Source organism: Streptomyces mayonensis (assembly GCF_018982965.1).
GTDB lineage: Bacteria > Actinomycetota > Actinomycetes > Streptomycetales > Streptomycetaceae > Streptomyces > Streptomyces mayonensis.
The window spans coordinates 1-21,573 of record NZ_JACBYP010000111.1 but is presented as its reverse complement, the minus strand read 5'-3'; the positions used below and the strand labels follow the sequence as shown (position 1 = coordinate 21,573).

The following is a 21,573-nucleotide window of genomic DNA, read 5'->3' as shown; positions in this document are numbered from 1 at the left end:
CGGATCACAGGTCAGGGCCGCTTCGCGGTGACGGCCCGGTAGGCGATCTCGGCCAGCCGGGCCTGGCCGCTCACGCTCGGGTGGAACCAGTCCCAGTGGCTCAGCTGGTCGGTGCCGAACCGGAAGGCGTGCACCGCGCCGTCGTCGGTGCGGCAGTACCGGTCCTTCGCGCAGACCTCCCGCAGCACCTCGTTGTAGTCCGCCACCCGGTCCCGCACCGTGTTGCGCCGCAGCGTCGCCGCCGAGTCCAGGGAGTCCGCGTCGGCCAGCATCGACGGGCACAGGCCCAGCTTCCACACCTGCTTGCCCAGCGCGTTGGTGCGCCCCTCGGACCACAGCCGCTTCAGGTCCGGGATGCTCGCCACGTACACCTGCGTCTTGGGCAGCTTCTCGCGCAGGGTGCCCATCGCCTCCTCGAACTGGCTGCGGAACTGCGCCACCGGCGTCATCGCCGAGGCCGTCGACCGGCAGGCGTCGTTGGCCCCGACCATCACCGCCACCAGCTCGGGCCGGTGCGCCACCGCCCGTGTCACCTGCCCGTTCAGGTCCGCCATCCGGGCGCCGGTGACCGCGTGGTTCCAACTGCGCTCGGCCGCCCGGTCCTTGCCCAGCAGCCGTACGGCGAGACTGTCGACCTTCGCGCTGCTGCCGGTCGCCCACGACACCTCGGGGCAGTCCGACAGGACCGTGCAGGCGTCGAAGCCGCGCGTGATGGAGTCGCCCACCGCGGCCACCGACGCCGGGCTCGTGTTCCACACCGGCGCGGACTGCGACCGCTTCGACGCGCTGGGGGAGGGGCCGGGGGAGTCGCCGCCCGCCGCGTCGCAGCCGGCCGTGCCCAGGACCGCGGCGGTCAGGACGGCGAGCACGGCACGCGCCCGGCGCCGGCCGCCGCGCGTCACCCGGTCCGTCCCGTACGCCATACCGGTCCCACCCCTCGCTCGGTGTCTGCGCGCCTGGTGTCTGCTCGCCCCGTCTCCGCGAACACTCCTCGACACAGTCCTCAACCCATCACACCGCGCGAGGGTTCCCGGGGACCGCGATGAGGCGGCTCACACCCCGGCCACGCCTCGCCCATGCCTCGCTCACGCCCGTACAAGCGTCCTGCCGGGTGAATGGCGCGGATTTGTCGGCACCGGGACCGACCGTACGTCACACTCCTCGCCCCCGCGCACGGTAGCCTCGCCCTCAACGCGACCCGCCCGGCCGCGGCCGTTCCACCCGTTCCGAGATGTCCCGCTCAGCCCGGAGGTTCCGGTGACGACCCGTGGAGTCCTGTACGTGCACTCCGCGCCGCGCGCGCTCTGCCCGCACGTCGAGTGGGCCATCGCCGGGGTGCTCGGCACCCGGGTCGGCCTGGACTGGATCCGGCAGCCCGCCGCTCCCGGCACCTGGCGCTCCGAGTTCTCCTGGCAGGGCCAGGCCGGCACCGCCTCCAAACTCGCCTCCGCGCTGCGCGGCTGGCAGCTGCTGCGCTTCGAGGTCACCTCGGAACCCTCCGCGAACGCCGAGGGCGAGCGCTACAGCTGCACCCCCGAACTCGGCATCTTCCACGCCGTCACCGGCCTGCACGGCGACATCATGATTCCCGAGGACCGGCTGCGCGCCGCCCTGGTCCGCGCCCAGCGCGGCGAGAGCGACCTGGAGGCCGACATCGCCAAGCTCCTCGGCAAGCCCTGGGACGACGAACTGGAGACCTTCCGCCACGCCGGCGAGGGCGCCCCGGTCCGCTGGCTGCACCAGGTCGTGTGAGCCCGCTGCCCCGCCATCACGCCGGAGAGACGTGAAGGGGTCCCCACCGCCCGGTGGGGACCCCTTCACGTTTCGTGTTTCACGTACGTACGGCGGCCGCTCAGACCGACCGGAACGCCAGCACCACGTTGTGCCCGCCGAAGCCGAACGAGTCGTTCAGCGCGGCGATACGGCCCTCGACCGGCAGCTTGCGGGCCTCGCCGCGGACGATGTCCGCGTTGGCCTCGGCCTCCGGGTCGAGGTTCTCGACGTTGATGGTCGGCGGCGCCACCCGGTGGTACAGGGCGAGCACGGTCGCCACGGACTCCACGCCGCCCGCGCCACCGAGGAGGTGGCCGGTCATCGACTTGGTGCCGGAGACGGCCATGTGGTCGACGTCGTCGCCGAAGACCTTGCGCAGCGCCTTCAGTTCGGCGATGTCACCGGCCGGTGTCGAGGTGGCGTGCGCGTTGACGTGCACGATCTCGGCCGGGTCCAGGTCGCCCCGGTCCAGCAGGTTCTGCAGGGCGGCGGAGATGCCCCGGCCCTCCGGCTCCGGCTGCACGATGTCGTGGCTGTCGGCGGAGATGCCCTGACCGACCGCCTCCGCGTAGACCCGGGCACCGCGCGCGGCGGCGTGCTCGGCGGACTCCAGGACGACGACGCCGGCGCCCTCGCCGAGCACGAAGCCGTCCCGGCCGGTGTCGAAGGGACGCGAGGCGCCCTGCGGGTCGTCGTTGTTCTTGGACATCGCCATCATGTTGCCGAACGCGGCGATGGGCAGCGGGTGGATCGCCGCCTCCGTGCCACCCGCGACGACGACGTCGGCGCGGCCGGTGCGGATCATCTCGATGGCGTAGCCGATGGCCTCGGCGCCGGACGCGCAGGCGGAGACCGGCGTGTGCACGCCCGCGCGGGCGCCCACCGCCAGACCGACGTTGGCCGAGGGGCCGTTCGGCATCAGCATGGGGACGGTGTGCGGGGAGACGCGGCGTACGCCCTTCTCCTTGAGCACGTCGTACTGGTCGAGGAGGGTCGTCACGCCGCCGATGCCGGAGGCGATGACCGCCCCGAGCCGGTCGGGGTCGACGTGCGCGGCCCCGTCGTCCGTGGGGCTCTCACCCGCCTTGCCGGCGTATCCGGCGTCCTTCCAGGCCTCCTGGGCCGCGATCAGCGCGAACTGCGCCGAGCGGTCCAGACGGCGGGCCTGCGGCCGCGGGATGACCTCGGAGGGGTCCACGGCGACGGGCGCGGCGATGCGGACCGCCTGGTCGGCGGCCCACTCCTGCTCCAGGGGCTTGACGCCGGACTTGCCGGCGATCAGGCCCTCCCAGGTCGAAACTGCGTCGCCACCCAGCGGTGTGGTTGCGCCGATACCGGTGACGACCACGGTGCGATTGGTCGAGCTCACGGGAATTCTTTCTCCAACGGGATACGGATTCGTACGGCGCCACCGCCGGGTGGCGGGGCAGTCTGCCCGGACCTGTCCGGATCTATCCGGACCTGTCCGATACCCGGGCCGTGCCCGAGTATCGGCGGATCAGGACTGGTGGTCGAGGATGTACTTCGTCGCGTCGCCGACCGTCTTGAGGTTCTTGACGTCCTCGTCCGGGATCTTGACGTCGAAGCGCTCTTCGGCGGCGACGACGACCTCGACCATGGACAGGGAGTCGACGTCCAGGTCGTCGGTGAAGGACTTGTCCAGCTGGACGTCCTCGACCGGGATGCCGGCGATCTCGTTCACGATGTCCGCGAGACCGGCGACGATCTCTTCCTGAGTGGCGGTGGCGGCCATGATGGCGCTCCTTCTTTGTTGTCCCAGAGGGTGTGGCGGCCCGCCGCGTCGCGGCGAGTGTTGCTGCTCCGCGTCCCGGACCGTGGGGTCCGGCACGCAGTGCCTAGGGGAGGGTAACGACCGTCGCGGCGTAGACGAGACCCGCCCCGAAGCCGATGACGAGCGCGGTGTCGCCGCTCTTGGCCTCGCCGGTCGCCAGGAGCCGCTCCATCGCGAGCGGGATCGAGGCGGCCGAGGTGTTGCCGGTGGTGCGGATGTCACGGGCGACCGTGACGTGCTCCGGCAGCTTCAGCGTCTTCACCATCGAGTCGATGATCCGCACGTTGGCCTGGTGCGGAATGAAGACGTCCAGGTCGTCCGGGCTGATCCCGGCCGCGTCCAGCGCCTGCTGCGCGACCTTCGCCATCTCGAACACGGCCCAGCGGAACACCGCCTGGCCCTCCTGCGTGATCGCAGGAAACTTGACGTTGCCCTCGGAGTCGAGCGGCAGGGTGGAGACGTCGCCGACCTTGAAGCGGTCCCAGGGGACGGTCTGCTTGATCGTCTCGGACTTGTCGCCCTCCGAGCCCCAGGCCGTCGGGCCGATCGCCGGCTCCTGGGAGGGGCCGACCACGACCGCGCCCGCACCGTCGCCGAACAGGAAGGCCGTCGCCCGGTCGGTCAGATCGGTCAGGTCGGACAGCCGCTCCACGCCGATGACCAGCACGTACTCCGCCGAACCCTCGACGATCATGCCCTTGGCCAGCGTCAGTCCGTAGCCGAAGCCCGCACAGCCCGCCGAGATGTCGAACGCGGCGGCCCTGTCGGTGCCGAGTTTGTCGGCGATCTCGGTGGCGACGGCCGGGGTCTGGCTGAAGTGCGACACGGTCGACACGACCACGGCGCCGATCTGCGCGGCGTCGATCCCGGCGTCCGCGATCGCCTTGCCGGACGCCTCGATCGACATCGCGGCGACGGTCTCCTCCGGGGAGGCCCAGTGCCGGGTCTCGATGCCGGAGCGCGAGCGGATCCACTCGTCGGACGAGTCGATCGTCTCGAGGATCACCTCGTTCGGCACGACCCGGGTCGGACGGTAACCGCCGACGCCCAGGATGCGCGCGTACGGGGCGCCCTTGCTGGGCTTGATCTTCGACATGCTCTCGCGCTCCTTGTCAGGCCTGGGTGTGCTCGGCGACGAGCTCGCGGGCCGCGTCGAGATCGGCGGGCGTCTTCAGGGCCAGCGTCTTCACGCCGGGCAGGGCACGCTTGGCGAGCCCGGTCAGCGTGCCGCCCGGGCACACCTCGACCAGCGCGGTGACGCCCAGCGCCTTGAACGTCTCCATGCACAGGTCCCAGCGCACCGGGTTGGCCACCTGCCCGGCCAGCCGCTCCAGCACCTCGGCGCCGGTGGCGACGGCCTGCCCGTCCTTGTTGGACACGTACGTCACCTTCGGGTCGCCCGGCGTCAGCGCCTTCGCGGCCTCGGCGAGCGCGTCCACGGCGGGCGCCATGTGGTGCGTGTGGAAGGCGCCGGCCACCTTCAGCGGGACGACCTTGCGCACGCCCTCGGGCTTGTCCTCGGCAAGCGCGGCCAGCTGCTCCATGGTACCGGCGGCCACGATCTGACCTGCGCCGTTCACGTTCGCCGGGGTCAGGCCGAGCTTCTCCAGGTGCGCGACGCTCACCTCGGGGTCGCCGCCGAGCAGCGCCGACATGCCGGTCTCGGTGACGGCGGCGGCCTCGGCCATGGCCAGGCCCCGACGGCGTACGAGGGTCAGCGCGGCGGTGTCGTCGAGGACGCCCGCGAAGGCGGCGGCGGTGATCTCGCCGACACTGTGTCCGGCGACCGCGCCGGGCCCGAGGTCCGAGATGTCACCGAGTGCCGCGGCGGACAGCAGTCCGGCGGCGACCAGCAGCGGCTGGGCGACGGACGTGTCCCGGATCTCGTCCGCGTCGGCCTTGGTGCCGTAGTGGGCGAGATCGAGTCCAATGGCGTCGGACCACGCGGCGACGCGGTCCGCGGCGCCGGGAAGGGCGAGCCAGTCAGTCAGGAAGCCGGGCGTCTGGGCGCCCTGGCCGGGAGCGACGAGTACGAGCACACTCACACTCTCTCTTGGGGACGGCCACGACCGCCCGTGGGGACAGGGACGAAGAACAGCAGGGGGTTTTGTGGACCCTCGACAAAAGCCTAGAGCTGCGCATCTCCGTCGGCCAGACGCCCCAGGATGAGCGCGATCCGCAGGGTGAAGGCAGACCGTACATCAGAGGGTGACCATCCGGTGACGTCAGTCACACGTCGGAGCCGGTAGCGCACGGTGTTCGGGTGAACGAAAAGCATCCGGGCCGCGCCCTCCAGACTGCTCGCCTGCTCCAGATAGACACTGAGCGTCTCCAGGAGCGCGGCCCCGGCCTCCTCCAGTGGTCTGTAGATCTCCTCCACCAGCTGTTCACGAGCGGACGGGTCGGCGGCGATCGCACGCTCCGGCAGCAGATCGTCGGCGAGCACCGGCCGCGGCGCGTCCTGCCAGGCCGTACACGCCTTGAGCCCCGCCGCGGCGGCCTGCGCGGACCGGGTCGCGGCCAGCAGGTCCGGCACGACGGGCCCCGCCACGACCGCCCCCTGTGCGAACGGCCCGATCAGCGACTTCGCCACCGCCAGCGGGTCGTTGCGGCCACCGGCGATGACCACCAGCCGGTCCCCGAGCACCCCGGTCAGCACCTGGAGCTTGGCGTGCCGGGCCGCGCGCCTGATGGCCTCCACGGTCAGCTCGGAGTCCCCGTCGGGCGCGGTGCCGAGGACGACACACACGTGCTCGGGCGAGTTCCACCCCAGCGCGGCCGCGCGCGACACGGCGCCCTCGTCGGCCTCCCCGCTGAGTACGGCGTTCACCACCAGCGACTCCAGGCGCGCGTCCCAGGCACCGCGTGCCTCCGCGGCCTGGGCGTAGACCTGGGCGGTCGCGAAGGCGATCTCCCGGGCGTACACGAGCAGCGCCTCGCGCAGCACGGACTCGTCGCCGGGGGCGGCGACCTCGTCGATCGCGGACTCCATCACCTCGATGGTCGTCCGCACCATCTCCACGGTCTGCCGCAGCGTGATCGCCCGGGTCAGCTCGCGGGGCGCGGTGCCGAAGACGTCGGTGGAGATGGCCTGGGGCGCGTCCGGCTGCCGGAACCACTCGGTGAACGCGGCGATGCCGGCCTGGGCGACCAGCCCGATCCAGGAACGGTTCTCCGGTGGCATCGCCCGGTACCACGGCAGCGTCTCGTCCATACGCGCGATGGCCTGCGCGGCGAGCGATCCGGAGGACTGCTCCAGCCGCTTGAGGGTCGCGGTGTGCGGGTGTGCGGGCTGGGCGGGGGCGTCGGGCTTGCCGGTTTCGGGTTCGGGCACGGGGACAAGACTGCCTCATCGGGGCGGGCGGGGGTGCGGCCGGGGCCGTCCTGGCCGGCACCGCCGCGCCGTGACGGGGCTACGGTGAACGACGTGATGGACGTACGCCGCGCCGACGAGCGCTACCCGGGAGGCGACCCGGAGGCGGGCATCGTCTCCCGCCACGCCTTCTCCTTCGGCCCCCACTACGACCCCGACAACCTCCGCTTCGGCGCGCTGCTGGCCTGCAACGAGGAGCGCCTGGCCCCCGGCGCCGGCTTCGACGAGCACCCGCACAGCCACACGGAGATCGTCACCTGGGTGGTCGAGGGCGAACTCACCCACCGCGACAGCACGGGCCACGAGACGCTGGTCCGCCCCGGCGACGTCCAGCGCCTCAGCTCCGCGGGCGGCGTCCGGCACGTCGAACGCAATGCCGCCGCCGTCCCCCTCACCTTCGTCCAGATGTGGCTGGCCCCGCTGGACCCCGGCGGCGACCCGTCCTACGAGATCGTCCGCGGCATCGCCGACTCCACCCCGTACGCCCTCCCGCAGGCCGGCGCGATGCTCCACGTCCGCCGCCTGGCACCGGGGGAGCGGACGGCGGTACCGGACGGGGCGTACCTGTACGTCCACGTGGTGCGGGGCGCGGTCCGCCTGGACGCCGAGGACCTGGGCGCGGGCGACGCGGCCCGCCTCACGGACACGGAGGGCGTGGCCGCGGTGGCGGGGGAGCCGGGGGCGGAGCTGCTGGTGTGGGAGATGGCGGGCCGCTGACGGGACCGGGAGACGGACGAGTCCTCAGCCGCCCGGAGGCCGACTCCTCGCCATCCACGGCGAGAGGAGGGCGCAGAACTCCTCGTCGGAGATGTGCGTGTCCCCCCAACCGAATCGCTCCCATGCCTGAGCCCGCTGCAGGACGGGCAGCGGAATGCCGAACGCCTGGCGGAAAACGGCGACGAAGGAGACGGCACCGAACGCCGGCCCCAGCTTCTCCCGGGAGAGCAACGCGAGTTCCACGGCGTTCATCCCGGCGGCGGCGGCGGCGGTCGCTCGCAGCTCTCTCACTGACGTCTCCAGGTCGTTCATCCGGTGCCTGCCCTTCTCGTCGACCGCCTCGACCGCCTCGATTGTCTCCGTGACGGGCCGCGCGATTTTGTCGGCACTGGGCCGGTGAGACGGCGCGGACACCGGGGTGCTCGCGACGGAGAACCTCGCGCTCAGCCGCGCGTCTCCGCCAGTACCGCGTCCGTGAAGGGCGGCCAGGCCTCGACCGCCCAGGGGCCGAAGGCGCGGTCGGTGAGGGTTGTGCAGGCGAGGCCCGCGTCGGGGTCGATCCACAGGAAGGTGCCGGACTGGCCGAAGTGGCCGAAGGTGCGGGGGGAGGAGGCGGAGCCCGTCCAGTGCGGGGACTTGCCGTTGCGGATTTCCAGACCGAGGCCCCAGTCGTTGGGGTTCTGGTGGCCGTAGCCCGGCAGGACGCCCTTCGTGCCGGGGTACTGGACCGTCATCGCCTCGGCGACCGTGCGAGGGTCGAGCAGGCGCGGTGCCTGCACCTCGGCGGCGAAGCGGAGCAGGTCGTCGACCGTGGAGACGCCGTCCTTCGCCGGGGAGCCGTCGAGGGAGGTGTCCGTCATGCCCAGGGGTTCCAGGACCGCCTGGCGGGCGTACTCGGCGAAGGGCATGTCCGCCGCCTTCGCGAGGTGGTCGCCGAGCTGCTCGAAACCGGCGTTGGAGTAGAGGCGGCGCTCACCGGGCGGGGCGGTGACCTTGTGCTCGTCGAAGGCCAGGCCCGAGGTGTGGGCGAGCAGGTGGCGGACCGTGGATCCGGGCGGTCCGGCCGGCTCGTCCAGCTCGATCGCGCCCTCCTCGTACGCCACGAGCGCCGCGTACGCCGCGAGCGGCTTGGTGACCGAGGCGAGCGGGAAGCGGTGGGCGGCCGGGCCGTGGGTGCCCAGGACCGTGCCGTCGGCCCGTACGACGCCCGCCGCGGCGGTGGGGACGGGCCAGTTCTCGATCGACGCGAGGCTCTTCAGGGGCATGGCGTCGAGAGTAGAGGGCTCAGAGGTGCAGCCTCATCGAGGGGGTCGTGTCGCGGGTGAAGCCCATCGCCGTGTACAGGGGCTCCGCGTCGGGGGAGGCCGTGAGCATGACGTGCCCGGCGCCCCGCTCGCGGAACCACTCCAGCAGCCCGTCCATGCACGCGCGTGCGTACCCGCGGCGCCGGGCGTCCGGGTTGGTGGCGACGCTGAAGACGTAGCCGATCAGGCCGCCCGGCGGGCGCCCCGGTCCGCCGATGCGGTACTCCAGGGTGCCCACCACCAGCGCGGCCAGGGACCCGGGGCGTTCCGGGTGGTCGACGACGAAGGCCGCGAGGTCGCCGTCCGGGGCGGCCAGCCGGTCCCGCAGGGCGGGCAGGGAAGCGGTCTGCCAGTCGGTGGGGGAGCCGGGGGTCAACGCATCGAGCATCACCTGACGCAGGCGGAGCACTTCCGCGGCGTCCTCGGGCACGGCACGGCGTACGGGACTCATGCCCGCACGCTAACGACGGGCCCGCCGGGTGTCCTGCACTTTTCCCACCGCGGTTCCCCGCCGGGTCCGCTTGCCTGGAGTGCACTCCAAGGCCATAGCGTTGCCGCCATGACGGTGATGCAGAGCACGGCCGAGGCCCTCGGTCCGAACGCCACCAGGAACGCCGGAAGAAACGCCACCACCGCAGACGTCTGCTCCGCCCCGCCGCCGCGCCACCCGCGCCCCGACGGACAGGACCGCTACACCATCAGCGAGGTCGTCGCCTTCACCGGGCTCACGGCCCACACCCTGCGCTGGTACGAGCGGATCGGCCTGATGTCCGGCGTCGACCGCTCGCACACGGGCCAGCGCCGCTACCGCAACCGCGACCTCGACTGGCTCGACTTCGTCGGCAAGCTGCGGATGACCGGCATGCCGGTCGCCGACATGGTGCGGTACGCCGAGATGGTGCGCGAGGGGGAGAGCACGTACGCGGCCCGGCGGGAGCTCCTGGAGTCGACCCGCCGCGACGCGCTGACGCGGATCGCCGAACTCCAGGACGCCGTCGCCGTGCTCGACCGGAAGATCGGCTTCTACACGGACGCCGGACGCGCCGCACCGGAGCGGTAAAGGGGAGCGGCGCGGGGCGGGGCGGGTTGGGCGCTGAGGGAGCGTCACAGCTCCGCCAGCAGCTCCGCCTTCTTCGAGGAGAACTCCTCGTCCGTCACCAGCCCCTGCTGGTGCAGTTCCCCCAGGTGCCGGATCCGCTCGGCGATGTCCGCGGGGTCGCGGCGCGGCGCCGGCACCGGTACCGGCGTGGCCGGGCCCCGGTCCCGTACCGCCGCGAGGACCGCCGCGGCGAACGGCAGCGACTCGTGCACGGGTCCGTACCCGAGCCCGAACACCACGGACGCCGGGTCCTGGTCGGCCTGCGGGGCGGCCGGTGCGGCCGCACTCGCGGCGTCCCGCGGCAGCAGCCGCAGGTAGCCCTCCAGCGCCTCGGGCGAGCGCCACTCCACGCCGCCCAGGTCGGCGACCGGGAAGCGCTGGTCGCCGGCCTTCCACTTCGCCGACGACGCACCCGTCCACGACCAGCGGAAGGACACCGCCTTGCCGTCGAACGACGCCTTCCCGTCGTACGCCTTGAAGTGCAGCGGTGCCTCGGGCGCGGCCACCAGGTACCGGTCCGCCGGCTCGGGGCTCCCGGCGCCGGGCAGTATCCCGCTCAGCTCCTCGGCGTAGTACTCCGCGAGCGTCTCCCGCTCGGCCGGCACCACCAGCCGGTACGGGTCGCCGCTCTCCTTCAGTTGTCCGGCCGCCGCCTCGATCAGCGGATCGGCACCCTCGCGCAGCTGGACGCGCAGCACGACGGTGCCGCGCCTGCCGGGCGTGAGCGTCACGCCGGCGATCGCCTCCACGGGGACACGGCGTTCCCCGAGAGCCTGGAACAGCTTGGGTGTTCGAATCCCCCGTTCGTAGCGGATGAGCACGGAGTCGGACTCGAACTCCCAGGCGGCATGAAATCCGGCCAGTACGTCACCCATGCGGCTCATCGTATGCGGCACGAGCCTCTCCGTCCCCTCCCCGTGCAAACCGGAGTTTCTACGCCTCTACGCGCGTCCGGCCGCCGTCGCCCCGGACAAACCCGCCCGGCATGTGTCATCCGTGTCGGCGCAGGCCACCGTGCGGTATGCGCCAACCCCGATCCCTGCGAAGTTGCGCAGGCTCTCCGTGCCCGGCACGAAGTAACCGCTGTGCCCCTGGGCGCCCCGCGCCGACAGCACCCGCGCCCCGAACCCGGCGGACACCGGGTCGGCACCGTGCCCGAGGCCGCCGACCTCCAGGTACGGCACGTCCTGGATCCAGTCGTCGGCGTCCCGCATCGCCCACACACGGGCGGAGGTGTCCAGGCGGTCGGCGCTGTCGGCGCGCATCCCGGGACTGCCGGCCACCGCTATGTCGGTCACCCGCGGGGGGAGCGTGCCGGCGGCGAGGCCGCACACCACCGAGCCGTAGCTGTGGCAGAAGAGGGAGACCGGGGCCCTGCCGGGCAGGGCGCCGAGGAGCGCGTTCAGCCGCGCCGCCCCGTGCTGGGCGCGGGTCGCCGTGGCAGCCTCCATGCCTAGGCCGCTGGGGGAGGTGTAGTCCGCCCAGGCGATCACGGCCGTGCGGGTGCCGGGGCTCGTCGTACGCTCGGCCTCGTACAGCGACTTCGCCATGCCGACGGGCGCCGAGTACTTGCGCTTTGAGCGCTCGAAGGTGACCAGTTCGGTGTCGACGCCGGGCACCACGACGGACACGCGGTCGGCGCGGTTCAGGTTGCCGAAGACCTCGGCGACCTTTCCCGAGCCCGCCGGGTCGAAGGCGAGGATGTGGCGGCCGGGACCGAGCAGCGACTCGTAGTGGTGCATGCGCTCGGCCGCCTCGCGCTGCCCGGACGGGGAGAGGCGCTTGTCGTGCATGCGTTCTCGTTCGACCGCCCGCGCCTCGTGCAGCGCCGAGCGGTTGGCGAGGTAGCGCAGCCCGACGGGGGCGCCGTTCATGTTGCCGACGGCCAGGGGGTACCGGCGGGCCAGGCTCTTGCGCTGCCACTCGCCGAGCGAGGCGAAGAACCGGGCCAGCCGGGCGGGCGCCGCCTGGGCGTCGGGCAGCCGGCGTCCGTCGATCCGGCCGTGCTCCCAGGCTGATATCGACGCCTCCAGCGCGGTGGGACCCCGGTGGTTGCGCAGGGCGGTCCAGCCGGTGGTCGCCAGCATCACGAACACCACGGCCAGAGCGAGCAGTGCGCGCCAGACGTTCAGCTGCGGGGAGGTGTCGAAGGAAGTCACTGGGAGGACACACTAGGAGAACGGGCCGGTCTCGCGTGAATCCAGTGACACGGATCACGTTTCGGTGTGGCGCTCCGGGGTTGCGTCCGTACGTTCGGCGACGGGTCCCTCCCGCCAGTTCCCGGTGAGGGCCGGAGCCACCTCGTCGAGGTAGGAGGCGGTCAGGTCGCGCAGGGCCGCCATGCTGGCGTCGTCGCCCGCCGACCAGATCCGCTCGGTCACCCGCATCACCGCCCCGAAGACGGCCACGAGCACGCGGGGCCGGGGGTCCCGGTCCAGGTCGAGGCCCTCGCGGGCCGCGACGACGCGGGCGATCTCCTCCTCCAGCTCCGTGGCGCGGCGCAGATGGGCCGCGAGCAGCGCGGGCGTCGACTCGACCACCCGGTAGAAACGCATGTGCAGTTCGACCGGGACCAGCTGCCCGATCGCCTCGCCGATGGTGCTCCAGCTCTCCACGAGGGCCATCCGCAGCGCGTCCAGCGGCGCCTCCCCGGGCGGGCGGGCGTGGACCGCCTCGACGAACCGTGCCTCCGCGAGCCGCGACACGTAGAACGCCGCCTCCTCCTTGGAGGCGAAGTAGCGGAAGAAGGTGCGCTGCGACACGTCGGCGGCCTCGGCGATGTCGTCGACGGTCGTCTCCTCGTAACCGTGCTCGGTGAACAGTTCGAGGGCCGAGCGCAGGAGCAGGTCCCGGGTGCGCTGCTTCTTGAGTTCGCGAAGGCCGCCCAAGAGTTCGCTCCTTCAACACGGGTGCAGCGGTGTGCGCCGCGGCCGCCCGCGGGTCGATGCGGTTCGTTTCCGCAGTTCAGGCTATACGCCGATGAAATGTCAGTTACTGACCCGTGAATTGGTTTGTCAACTGTCAGAGGCTGTCATTAGCCTCAACCGTATGACTAGTCAGACCACCATCGACAAGCCGGAACCGGGCGACGCCGCCCCGTCGGGTTCCGCACCCGCAAGGGGACTGCGCGGCCATCCGTGGGTCACCCTCGTCACCGTCGCGGTCGGGGTCATGATGGTGGCCCTGGACGGCACCATCGTGGCGATCGCCAACCCGGCCATCCAGAACGACCTGGGCGCCAGCCTCGCCGACGTCCAGTGGATCACCAACGCCTACTTCCTCGCCCTCGCGGTCGCGCTGATCACCGCGGGCAAGCTCGGCGACCGCTTCGGGCACCGGCAGACCTTCCTCATAGGCGTGGCCGGCTTCGCCGCGTCCTCCGGCGCCATCGGGCTGTCCGGCAGCATCGCGGCCGTCATCGTCTTCCGTGTCTTCCAGGGCCTGTTCGGCGCGCTGCTGATGCCCGCCGCGCTCGGTCTGCTCCGAGCGACGTTCCCCGCCGAGAAGCTCAACATGGCCATCGGCATCTGGGGCATGGTCATCGGCGCCTCCACCGCGGGCGGCCCGATCCTCGGCGGCGTGCTGGTCGAGCACGTCAACTGGCAGTCCGTGTTCTTCATCAACGTGCCGGTGGGCGTCCTCGCCGTCGTCCTCGGCGTCATGATCCTGCTGGACCACCGGGCCGAGAACCGGCCGCGCTCCTTCGACGTCCTCGGCATCGTGCTGCTCTCGGCCTCGATGTTCGCCCTCGTCTGGGCGCTGATCAAGGCTCCGGAGTGGGGCTGGGGCTCCGGTCAGACGTGGCTGTTCATCGGCGCTTCGGTGGTGGGCTTCGCCCTCTTCTCCTTCTGGGAGACCAAGGTGCGCGAGCCGCTGATCCCGCTGGCGATGTTCCGTTCGGTGCCGCTGTCGGCCGGTGTGGTCCTGATGGTCCTGATGGCCATCGCCTTCATGGGCGGCCTGTTCTTCGTCACCTTCTACCTGCAGAACGTGCACGGGATGAGCCCGGTCGACGCCGGTCTGCACCTGCTGCCGCTCACCGCCATGATGATCGTCGCCTCGCCGCTGGCCGGCGCGGCGATCACCAAGGTCGGCCCGCGCATCCCGCTGGCCGGCGGCATGACGTGCACCGCGATCGCGATGTACGGCATCTCCACGCTCCAGACCGACTCCGGCAGCGGCGTCATGTCGCTCTGGTTCGCCCTGCTGGGCCTCGGCCTCGCGCCGGTCATGGTCGGTGCCACCGAGGTCATCGTCGGCAACGCGCCGATGGAGCTCTCGGGCGTGGCCGGCGGTCTCCAGCAGGCGGCGATGCAGATCGGCGGCAGCCTCGGCACGGCCGTCCTCGGTGCCGTGATGGCCTCCAAGGTGGACAACGACCTGGCGGGCAACTGGGCGGACGCGGGCCTTCCCGAACTGACGCCGGCCCAGGCCCACCAGGCCTCCGAGGCGGTCCAGGTCGGTGTGGCGCCGGTGCCGCAGGGCACCCCCGCCGAGATCGCCGGGAAGATCTCCGACGTCGCCCACGACACCTTCATCTCCGGCATGAGCCTGGCCTCCCTCGTGGCCGCCGGCGTCGCGGTGGTGGCGGTGGCGGTCGCCTTCCTCACCAAGCGCGGCGACAACGCGGAGGCCGGCGCGGGCGTGGGGCACATCTGACGGGGCTTGTGCCTCGGACGGGGCTTGCGGCCTGGGCGGGCTTGCCCCTTTGACGGGGCCTGCGCCTTCTGTTTCGTCCATCAGGGTGACCCGTCCGGCGAACCCTCCCCTCCGGTGGACCGTGCGGGTCACAGTGGGTCAGGTCGTCCGCAGAGCACGGGGGCGAGCGGCTGCGGCGCGCGGCCGGAGGGGGGCCGCGCGCAGGCAGCACCTCCGCGAGGGGGCATGGAACGCCGTACGGGGGTACCCGAACTCCACAAGGAGTTCAGGGAGTTGATGATGGCGAGCTTCGGACAGCAGTCGCGCAGGCGCCCCCGCTCACGTGGCCGGACGTGGTCACGGAACGGGCCGGACCGTGCGACGCTCGGGATCGTCGGAGTCGTGTGCGCGGTCGCGGGATTCTTCACGCTGGGCATCGTCCTGGGCCCGGTCGCCATGGTGTGCGGCTGGCTCGCCATGGGACGGAGCTGGGCGGGTTCCCGGCCCGTGCCGGCGGTGGTGGCCTTCGCCCTGGGTGCGATCGACACCCTCCTGGCGATCGTCTGGCTCGCCGGGTCGGCGGGCATGAACAACGGCATGCTCTGACATGAACGCCTGACATGAACATCTGACATGTACGGCGGCATGCTCTGAACGACCGCGCACCGCACCCCGAACCGCAGCAGAGCAGCAGAGCAGCAGATGAGGAGTCCCCCGGCCGCCCGGCCGGGGGACTCCTCATCTGCTGCGTGCGCGGCATGTCACCGCGTGCGCGTCACGCGTCCCCGCCCTCCGGGCCCGGGTCGGCCGCCGTCACGTCGAGCAGCCGGTACCGGTCGATCGCCTGCTTCAGCACCGACCGGTCGACCTTGCCCTCCCGCGCCAGCTCGCTCAGCACGCCCACCACCACCGACTCGGCGTCGATGTGGAAGAACCGCCGCGCCGCCCCGCGGGTGTCGGCGAACCCGAACCCGTCGGCGCCCAGCGACTGGTACGTCCCCGGCACCCACCGCGCGATCTGGTCCGGCACCGACCGCATCCAGTCGGACACCGCCACGAACGGCCCCTGCGCACCGGCCAGCTTCCGGGTCACGTACGGCACCTGCTGCTCCTCCTCGGGGTGCAGCAGGTTGTGCTCCTCGCAGGCCACGGCCTCGCGCCGCAGCTCGTTCCAGGAGGTCGCCGACCAGACGTCGGCCCGTACGTTCCACTCCTCGGCGAGGATCCGCTGCGCCTCCACGGCCCACGGCACCGCGACCCCCGACGCCATGATCTGCGCCGGGATCGAGCCGCCGGTGCCCTCGCTGAAGCGGTACACGCCCTTGAGGATGCCCTCGACGTCCACGTTCTCCGGCTCGGCCGGGTGGCGGATGGGCTCGTTGTAGACGGTGAGGTAGTAGAAGACGTCCTCGCCGTGCGGGTGCTGCTCGTCCCCGCCGTACATCCGGCGCAGCCCGTCCTTGACGATGTGCGCGATCTCGAACCCGAAGGCGGGGTCGTACGCCACGCACGCCGGGTTGGTGGAGGCGAGCAGCTGCGAGTGGCCGTCGGCGTGCTGGAGGCCCTCGCCGGTCAGTGTCGTACGGCCCGCGGTCGCGCCCAGTACGAAACCGCGCGCCAGCTGGTCGCCCATCTGCCAGAACTGGTCGCCGGTGCGCTGGAAACCGAACATCGAGTAGAAGACGTAGACCGGGATGAGCGGTTCGCCGTGCGTGGCGTACGCCGATCCCGCCGCGATCAGCGACGCCGTGCAGCCGGCCTCCGAGATGCCGTCGTGCAGCATCTGCCCGTTCGGCGCCTCCTTGTAGGCGAGCAGCAGATCGCGGTCCACGGACTCGTACTGCTGCCCGAGCGGGTTGTAGATCTTCGCACTCGGGAAGAACGAGTCCATGCCGAACGTGCGGTACTCGTCCGGCGCGATCAGTACGAACCGCTTGCCGATCTCCTTGTCCCGCATGAGGTCCTTCAGCAGCCGCACAAAGGCCATCGTCGTCGCGATGGACTGCTGACCCGAGCCCTTCTTCACGGTCGCGTAGGTCTTGTCGTCCGGCAGAGGGAGCGGTTTCGAGCGGACGACCCGGGTCGGCACGTACCCGCCGCAGGCGCGGCGCCGGTCGTGCATGTACTGCATCTCCTCGGTGTCCCGGCCCGGGTGGTAGTACGGCGGCGGGCCGGACTCCAGCTCCTTGTCGGAGATCGGCAGGTGCAGCCGGTCGCGGAAGCGCTTGAGGTCGTCGACCGTCAGCTTCTTCATCTGGTGCGTGGCGTTGCGGCCCTCGAAGTTCGGGCCGAGGGTCCAGCCCTTGATCGTCTTGGCCAGGATGACCGTCGGCTGGCCCTTGTGCTCCAGGGCCGCCTGGTACGCCGCGTAGATCTTGCGGTGGTCGTGGCCGCCGCGCCCCAGGTGCAGGATCTGGTCGTCGGTCATGTTCTCGACCATCGCCCGCAGCCGGTGGTCGTCGCCGAAGAAGTGGTCGCGGATGTAGGCGCCGGACTCGGTGGCGTACGTCTGGAACTGGCCGTCCGGCGTCGTGTTCATGCGGTTCACCAGCACGCCGTCGCGGTCCTGGGCGAGCAGCGGGTCCCAGGTGCGGTCCCAGACGAGCTTGATCACGTTCCACCCGGCACCGCGGAAGACCGACTCCAGTTCCTGGATGATCTTGCCGTTGCCCCGCACCGGGCCGTCCAGGCGCTGGAGGTTGCAGTTGACCACGAAGGTCAGGTTGTCCAGGCCCTCGCGGGCCGCGATGGACAGCTGGCCCAGCGACTCCGGCTCGTCCATCTCGCCGTCGCCGAGGTAGGCCCACACGTGCGAGCGCGAGGTGTCCGCGATGCCGCGGGCGTGCATGTAGCGGTTCATCCGGGCCTGGAAGATCGCGCCGATCGGGCCGAGGCCCATGGAGACCGTCGGGAACTCCCAGAAGTCCGGCATCGACCGCGGGTGCGGGTACGACGACAGCATGTGCGGCGCCTTGGACTTCTCCTGCCGGAAGCCGTCCAGGTGCTCCTCGCCGAGCCGGTCCAGGAGGTACGCGCGGGCGTAGATGCCGGGCGAGGCGTGCCCCTGGAAGAAGACCTGGTCGCCGCCGTCGCCCTCGTCCTTGCCGCGGAAGAAGTGGTTGAAGCCCACGTCGTACAGGGAGGCCGAGGAGGCGAAGGTGGCGATGTGCCCGCCGACGCCGATACCGGGCCGCTGCGCGCGCGAGACCATCACCGCGGCGTTCCAGCGGGTGGCGTTGAGGATCTTGCGCTCGATCTCCTCGTTGCCCGGGAAGAACGGCTCGCTCTTGGTCGGGATGGTGTTGACGTAGTCCGTGCTGCGCATCTCGGGCACGGCCACGCGCTTCTCACGGGCCCGCTCGATCAGCCGCAGCATCAGGAACCGGGCCCGCTCCCGGCCGCGCTCGTCGACGGCGGCGTCCAGGGAGTCGAGCCACTCCCGGGTCTCCTCGGGATCGAAGTCAGGAACCTGACTCGGAAGGCCACCAATGATGATCGGACTGCGATCACTGCGATCGGATGCGGAAGCCACGCTGTTCCTTCGCTGTCGGAGGGCCGGTGTTGGAAGCTGTGGTCGGAGGCCGCTGTCGGAGGGCCGCTCTGCGGGGTGTCTGGGCCGATTCCCCGCTGGCTGTCCATCGTGTACCTCGCGGGGGCGATCGTCATCTGTACCGTGGGGTAACCGGTTCCTTGACAGGGATCGGGGGCACGTTCATTCGAGTCTCGTACCCACACATGGTTCCCAAATACGCAAAGGGGGCAGATAGGTGTGGTGTATGTCACCTTCACGTCGCCCCGCAGGGCTGGAGTTGCGACGACACGGCCCGGATCGTCACCGTTTCGGCGGTCCCGGAGGCCGGGTACTTGCGCGATCCGTCCCGCCCGTGTGGACTACGGCCAAGCCTCGCGCCCGCGCGAGGCTCCGAAGACTCCTCCCAAGGCCCTGGACGGGCCCGGGGGGACCCCATCCGAAACATGATCAGGAGGCAACCCGTGAGCGCGACCGCGGACCACGCGGAGGAGCGGACGAACCCTGCCGCCAGGCTGGGTTTCCAGCCCGGGCAGGTGGTCCAGGAGATCGGCTACGACGACGACGTCGACCAGGAGCTCCGCGAGGCCATTGAGGGCGCCGTCGAGGGCGAGCTGGTGGACGAGGACTACGAGGACGTGGCCGATGCCGTCGTGCTGTGGTTCCGTGACGACGACGGCGACCTGACGGATGCGCTGGTGGATGCCACCACGTACATCGAAGAGGGCGGGTCGATCCTCCTTCTCACGCCGAAGACCGGCCGTGACGGGTACGTCGAGGCCAGTGACATCTCGGAAGCCTCGACGACCGCCGGACTGACGGCGTCGAAGAGCGTCAGCGTCGGCAAGGACTGGAGCGGCAGCCGGCTGGCCACGCCCAAGGCGGCCAAGTCCAAGCGGTAGCCGTCAGGGCTCCGCGGCATCCGGACGCCGCGGACGGACCGACCGCCGTCGGCCCGTCCGCGGGTCCGCGATGCTCCCTGCGTAGGGTGTTTCCAGCGAACCACCCTCGGAAGGGATGAACGGGACATGGCGATCCAGGTCGGCGACAAGGCCCCCGACTTCGAACTCAAGGACAACCACGGCGCTGCCGTCAGGCTGTCCGACTTCCAGGGCCGGAAGAACGTCGTGCTGCTCTTCTACCCCTTCGCCTTCACCGGTGTGTGCACCGGTGAGCTGTGCGAGGTGCGCGACAACCTGCCGCAGTTCTCCGACCGCGACACCCAGGTGCTCGCCGTCTCCAACGACTCCATCCACACCCTGCGCGTCTTCGCCGAGCAGGAGGGCCTGGAGTACCCGCTGCTCTCCGACTTCTGGCCGCACGGCAACGTCTCGCGCGCCTACGGCGTCTTCGACGAGGACAAGGGCTGCGCCGTCCGCGGCACCTTCATCATCGACCGCGAGGGCGTCGTGCGCTGGACCGTCGTCAACGGCCTGCCCGACGCCCGCGACCTGAACGCGTACGTGAAGGCGCTCGACACCCTGTGATGCGCGTCCGGTGACCCGACACCCTGCGATTCGTCGGTCCCAGGGCCTGCGGACGGCGGGAACCCGTCACTAGGATCGAATCGTTGATCCGGTATCCACCAGCCACGCAATCCACGCACCACATCCACGCACTACGGGGCTGACCGCCCCCGGACACCAATGGAGGACTCGTGGGAGTCAGCCTCAGCAAGGGCGGCAACGTATCGCTGACCAAGGAGGCCCCCGGCCTGACCGCGGTCATCGTCGGTCTCGGGTGGGACATCCGCACCACGACCGGCACCGACTTCGACCTCGACGCCAGCGCGCTGCTGCTGAACAGCGCCGGCAAGGTCGCCAGCGACGCGCACTTCATCTTCTTCAACAACCTGAAGAGCCCGGACGGCTCCGTCGAGCACACCGGTGACAACCTCACCGGTGAGGGCGAGGGCGACGACGAGCAGATCAAGATCAACCTCGCCACCGTCCCCGCGGACATCGACAAGATCGTCTTCCCGGTCTCGATCTACGACGCCGAGAACCGCCAGCAGTCCTTCGGCCAGGTCCGCAACGCGTTCATCCGCGTCGTCAACCAGGCCGGCGAGGCCGAGATCGCCCGGTACGACCTGAGCGAGGACGCCTCCACGGAGACCGCCATGGTCTTCGGCGAGCTGTACCGCAACGGCGCCGAGTGGAAGTTCCGCGCCATCGGCCAGGGCTACGCCTCCGGCCTGCGCGGCATCGCCCAGGACTTCGGCGTGAACGTCTGACGTCCGTGAGGGCCTCGGCGTGAACGCCTGACGTCCGGCAGGACCTCGGCGTGAACGTCTGAGGGACCGAAGCAGTCACCGGGGCCGGAACCCCGGACGTGCAGGAAACAGGAACCATCACCCGGGGAGGGACCATCACCATGGGCGTCACGCTTGCCAAGGGCGGCAACGTCTCCCTGTCCAAGGCCGCACCGAACCTCACGCAGGTACTGGTCGGGCTCGGCTGGGACGCGCGTTCCACCACCGGAGCACCCTTCGACCTCGACGCCAGCGCACTCGTGTGCAGCAGCGGCCGGGTGCTCGGCGACGAGTGGTTCGTCTTCTACAACCAGCTCACGAGCCCGGACGGTTCGATCGAGCACACCGGCGACAACCTCACCGGCGAGGGCGACGGCGACGACGAGTCGCTGCTGGTCGACCTCTCCAAGGTGCCCGCCCACTGCGACAAGATCGTCTTCCCGGTCTCGATCCACCAGGCCGACGAGCGCGGCCAGACCTTCGGCCAGGTCAGCAACGCCTTCATCCGGGTCGTCAACCAGGCCGACGGCCAGGAACTGGCCCGCTACGACCTCAGCGAGGACGCCTCCACCGAGACCGCGATGATCTTCGGCGAGCTCTACCGCTACCAGGGCGAGTGGAAGTTCCGTGCAGTGGGGCAGGGGTACGCGTCGGGGCTTCGGGGCATCGCTCTAGACTTCGGAGTCAACGTTTCGTAAAGCCGAGTACGGCGCGGGGGAGCCCCGTACACACACGATTGGGTAGCCAGTGCTTCTGAAAACCTTCGGCTGGTCGTTCGCGGTCACCGCGCTCGGCCTGGTCGCGGCGGTGTTCTACGGGGGGTGGACCGCCTTCGGGATCGTGGCGATCCTCTCCATCCTGGAGATCTCGCTGTCCTTCGACAACGCGGTGGTCAACGCCGGGATCCTGAAGAAGATGAATGCCTTCTGGCAGAAGATCTTCCTCACCATCGGCATCCTCATCGCCGTCTTCGGCATGCGCCTGGTCTTCCCGGTCGTCATCGTGGCCGTCAGCGCCCAACTCGGCCCCGTCGAGGCCGTCGACCTCGCCCTCACCGACAAGGACCGCTACCAGGAACTGGTGACCGACGCCCACCC

The 21,573-nt window shown here is 71.0% G+C and carries 23 protein-coding genes; 10 read left to right on the top strand and 13 right to left on the bottom strand.

Going from position 1 to position 21,573, the window contains the following annotated elements:
• Nucleotides 1–11: 11 nt before the first annotated feature.
• The gene (locus tag HZS56_RS30300) at nt 12–923 is read right to left on the bottom strand and encodes an SGNH/GDSL hydrolase family protein (protein ID WP_216724005.1); all 912 of its coding nucleotides are present in this window, start codon (nt 921–923) and stop codon (nt 12–14) included.
• Nucleotides 924–1,257: 334 nt separating this feature from the next.
• On the opposite strand from HZS56_RS30300, the gene HZS56_RS30295 reads away from it, so the two are divergent.
• Nucleotides 1,258–1,752: a DUF3145 domain-containing protein gene (locus HZS56_RS30295; RefSeq protein ID WP_216724004.1), complete on the top strand. Its 495-nt coding sequence runs from the start codon at nt 1,258–1,260 to the stop codon at nt 1,750–1,752.
• Nucleotides 1,753–1,852: 100 nt separating this feature from the next.
• Here the strand turns inward: HZS56_RS30295 and HZS56_RS30290 are convergent, their stop codons facing one another.
• From HZS56_RS30290 to fasR, 5 genes are all read right to left on the bottom strand, one after another.
• Nucleotides 1,853–3,142 carry a beta-ketoacyl-[acyl-carrier-protein] synthase family protein gene (locus tag HZS56_RS30290; RefSeq protein WP_216724003.1) on the bottom strand — a complete coding sequence of 430 codons (1,290 nt, stop codon included), beginning with the start codon at nt 3,140–3,142 and terminating at the stop codon, nt 1,853–1,855.
• A gap of 129 nt (nt 3,143–3,271) precedes the next feature.
• Nucleotides 3,272–3,526, bottom strand: a complete 255-nt coding sequence (locus HZS56_RS30285) for an acyl carrier protein (RefSeq protein ID WP_216724002.1) — start codon at nt 3,524–3,526, stop codon at nt 3,272–3,274.
• 103 nt (nt 3,527–3,629) lie between these two features.
• Complete coding sequence (locus tag HZS56_RS30280) at nt 3,630–4,661, bottom strand: ketoacyl-ACP synthase III (RefSeq protein WP_216724001.1); 1,032 nt, start codon at nt 4,659–4,661, stop codon at nt 3,630–3,632.
• Nucleotides 4,662–4,677: 16 nt separating this feature from the next.
• Complete coding sequence (locus HZS56_RS30275) at nt 4,678–5,604, bottom strand: ACP S-malonyltransferase (RefSeq protein WP_216724014.1); 927 nt, start codon at nt 5,602–5,604, stop codon at nt 4,678–4,680.
• A gap of 89 nt (nt 5,605–5,693) precedes the next feature.
• Nucleotides 5,694–6,899, bottom strand: a complete 1,206-nt coding sequence (gene fasR / locus HZS56_RS30270) for a fatty acid biosynthesis transcriptional regulator FasR (protein WP_216724000.1) — start codon at nt 6,897–6,899, stop codon at nt 5,694–5,696.
• A 96-nt stretch (nt 6,900–6,995) separates the two neighbouring features.
• On the opposite strand from fasR, the gene HZS56_RS30265 reads away from it, so the two are divergent.
• A complete protein-coding gene (locus HZS56_RS30265) occupies nt 6,996–7,655 on the top strand; it encodes a pirin family protein (RefSeq protein ID WP_216724013.1) in 660 nt (219 codons plus the stop codon).
• 24 nt (nt 7,656–7,679) lie between these two features.
• Here HZS56_RS30265 and HZS56_RS30260 read toward each other — a convergent pair whose 3' ends face one another.
• The 3 genes from HZS56_RS30260 to HZS56_RS30250 all read right to left on the bottom strand — a co-directional run bounded on the left by HZS56_RS30260 (nt 7,680) and on the right by HZS56_RS30250 (nt 9,410).
• Entirely contained in the window at nt 7,680–7,967 is a 288-nt protein-coding gene (locus HZS56_RS30260) for a hypothetical protein (RefSeq protein ID WP_216723999.1), read from the bottom strand.
• A 131-nt stretch (nt 7,968–8,098) separates the two neighbouring features.
• Nucleotides 8,099–8,920, bottom strand: coding sequence for a serine hydrolase domain-containing protein (locus tag HZS56_RS30255; RefSeq protein WP_216723998.1), 822 nt, complete (start codon nt 8,918–8,920; stop codon nt 8,099–8,101).
• A 19-nt stretch (nt 8,921–8,939) separates the two neighbouring features.
• Nucleotides 8,940–9,410 carry a GNAT family N-acetyltransferase gene (locus HZS56_RS30250; protein WP_216723997.1) on the bottom strand — a complete coding sequence of 157 codons (471 nt, stop codon included), beginning with the start codon at nt 9,408–9,410 and terminating at the stop codon, nt 8,940–8,942.
• A gap of 108 nt (nt 9,411–9,518) precedes the next feature.
• Here HZS56_RS30250 and HZS56_RS30245 point away from each other — a divergent pair, with 108 nt between their 5' ends.
• Nucleotides 9,519–10,019, top strand: a complete 501-nt coding sequence (locus tag HZS56_RS30245) for a MerR family transcriptional regulator (protein WP_216723996.1) — start codon at nt 9,519–9,521, stop codon at nt 10,017–10,019.
• 44 nt (nt 10,020–10,063) lie between these two features.
• Here the strand turns inward: HZS56_RS30245 and HZS56_RS30240 are convergent, their stop codons facing one another.
• From HZS56_RS30240 to HZS56_RS30230, 3 genes are all read right to left on the bottom strand, one after another.
• Nucleotides 10,064–10,933 (bottom strand): DUF4429 domain-containing protein, encoded by an 870-nt coding sequence (locus HZS56_RS30240; RefSeq protein ID WP_216723995.1) that lies wholly within the window; start codon nt 10,931–10,933, stop codon nt 10,064–10,066.
• Between the two features lie 66 nt (nt 10,934–10,999).
• Nucleotides 11,000–12,217: an alpha/beta hydrolase gene (locus HZS56_RS30235; protein WP_216723994.1), complete on the bottom strand. Its 1,218-nt coding sequence runs from the start codon at nt 12,215–12,217 to the stop codon at nt 11,000–11,002.
• Between the two features lie 54 nt (nt 12,218–12,271).
• Nucleotides 12,272–12,946, bottom strand: a complete 675-nt coding sequence (locus HZS56_RS30230; protein WP_216723993.1) for a TetR family transcriptional regulator — start codon at nt 12,944–12,946, stop codon at nt 12,272–12,274.
• Nucleotides 12,947–13,106: 160 nt separating this feature from the next.
• Here HZS56_RS30230 and HZS56_RS30225 point away from each other — a divergent pair, with 160 nt between their 5' ends.
• Nucleotides 13,107–14,717 carry an MFS transporter gene (locus HZS56_RS30225; RefSeq protein ID WP_216723992.1) on the top strand — a complete coding sequence of 537 codons (1,611 nt, stop codon included), beginning with the start codon at nt 13,107–13,109 and terminating at the stop codon, nt 14,715–14,717.
• A gap of 276 nt (nt 14,718–14,993) precedes the next feature.
• Nucleotides 14,994–15,302, top strand: coding sequence for a small hydrophobic protein (locus tag HZS56_RS30220; RefSeq protein ID WP_216724012.1), 309 nt, complete (start codon nt 14,994–14,996; stop codon nt 15,300–15,302).
• A gap of 169 nt (nt 15,303–15,471) precedes the next feature.
• Here the strand turns inward: HZS56_RS30220 and aceE are convergent, their stop codons facing one another.
• The gene (gene aceE / locus HZS56_RS30215; protein ID WP_216723991.1) at nt 15,472–18,228 is read right to left on the bottom strand and encodes a pyruvate dehydrogenase (acetyl-transferring), homodimeric type; all 2,757 of its coding nucleotides are present in this window, start codon (nt 18,226–18,228) and stop codon (nt 15,472–15,474) included.
• A gap of 461 nt (nt 18,229–18,689) precedes the next feature.
• Between aceE and HZS56_RS30210 the strand changes: the two genes are divergently transcribed.
• The 5 genes from HZS56_RS30210 to HZS56_RS30190 all read left to right on the top strand — a co-directional run.
• Nucleotides 18,690–19,127 (top strand): DUF3052 domain-containing protein, encoded by a 438-nt coding sequence (locus tag HZS56_RS30210; RefSeq protein ID WP_007449195.1) that lies wholly within the window; start codon nt 18,690–18,692, stop codon nt 19,125–19,127.
• A gap of 126 nt (nt 19,128–19,253) precedes the next feature.
• Complete coding sequence (locus tag HZS56_RS30205) at nt 19,254–19,712, top strand: peroxiredoxin (RefSeq protein ID WP_216723990.1); 459 nt, start codon at nt 19,254–19,256, stop codon at nt 19,710–19,712.
• A gap of 170 nt (nt 19,713–19,882) precedes the next feature.
• Complete coding sequence (locus HZS56_RS30200) at nt 19,883–20,458, top strand: calcium homeostasis/redox stress adaptation protein (RefSeq protein WP_216723989.1); 576 nt, start codon at nt 19,883–19,885, stop codon at nt 20,456–20,458.
• A gap of 140 nt (nt 20,459–20,598) precedes the next feature.
• Nucleotides 20,599–21,174 carry a TerD family protein gene (locus HZS56_RS30195; RefSeq protein WP_216723988.1) on the top strand — a complete coding sequence of 192 codons (576 nt, stop codon included), beginning with the start codon at nt 20,599–20,601 and terminating at the stop codon, nt 21,172–21,174.
• 49 nt (nt 21,175–21,223) lie between these two features.
• The coding region (locus HZS56_RS30190) for a DUF475 domain-containing protein (RefSeq protein ID WP_216723987.1) at nt 21,224–21,573 on the top strand (350 nt) is incomplete at its 3' end.

Excerpts from the sequence above, each read along its gene's own strand:
- HZS56_RS30220 (WP_216724012.1), top strand. The coding sequence starts at position 14,994 with ATGATGGCGAGCTTCGGACAGCAGTCGCGCAGGCGCCCCCGCTCACGT.
- HZS56_RS30250 (WP_216723997.1), bottom strand. The coding sequence starts at position 9,410 with ATGAGTCCCGTACGCCGTGCCGTGCCCGAGGACGCCGCGGAAGTGCTC.
- HZS56_RS30285 (WP_216724002.1), bottom strand. The coding sequence starts at position 3,526 with ATGGCCGCCACCGCCACTCAGGAAGAGATCGTCGCCGGTCTCGCGGAC.
- HZS56_RS30195 (WP_216723988.1), top strand. The coding sequence starts at position 20,599 with ATGGGCGTCACGCTTGCCAAGGGCGGCAACGTCTCCCTGTCCAAGGCC.
- HZS56_RS30265 (WP_216724013.1), top strand. The coding sequence starts at position 6,996 with ATGGACGTACGCCGCGCCGACGAGCGCTACCCGGGAGGCGACCCGGAG.
- HZS56_RS30300 (WP_216724005.1), bottom strand. The coding sequence starts at position 923 with ATGGCGTACGGGACGGACCGGGTGACGCGCGGCGGCCGGCGCCGGGCG.
- HZS56_RS30240 (WP_216723995.1), bottom strand. The coding sequence starts at position 10,933 with ATGGGTGACGTACTGGCCGGATTTCATGCCGCCTGGGAGTTCGAGTCC.
- HZS56_RS30205 (WP_216723990.1), top strand. The coding sequence starts at position 19,254 with ATGGCGATCCAGGTCGGCGACAAGGCCCCCGACTTCGAACTCAAGGAC.
- HZS56_RS30245 (WP_216723996.1), top strand. The coding sequence starts at position 9,519 with ATGACGGTGATGCAGAGCACGGCCGAGGCCCTCGGTCCGAACGCCACC.
- HZS56_RS30225 (WP_216723992.1), top strand. The coding sequence starts at position 13,107 with ATGACTAGTCAGACCACCATCGACAAGCCGGAACCGGGCGACGCCGCC.
- HZS56_RS30280 (WP_216724001.1), bottom strand. The coding sequence starts at position 4,661 with ATGTCGAAGATCAAGCCCAGCAAGGGCGCCCCGTACGCGCGCATCCTG.
- HZS56_RS30255 (WP_216723998.1), bottom strand. The coding sequence starts at position 8,920 with ATGCCCCTGAAGAGCCTCGCGTCGATCGAGAACTGGCCCGTCCCCACC.
- HZS56_RS30260 (WP_216723999.1), bottom strand. The coding sequence starts at position 7,967 with ATGAACGACCTGGAGACGTCAGTGAGAGAGCTGCGAGCGACCGCCGCC.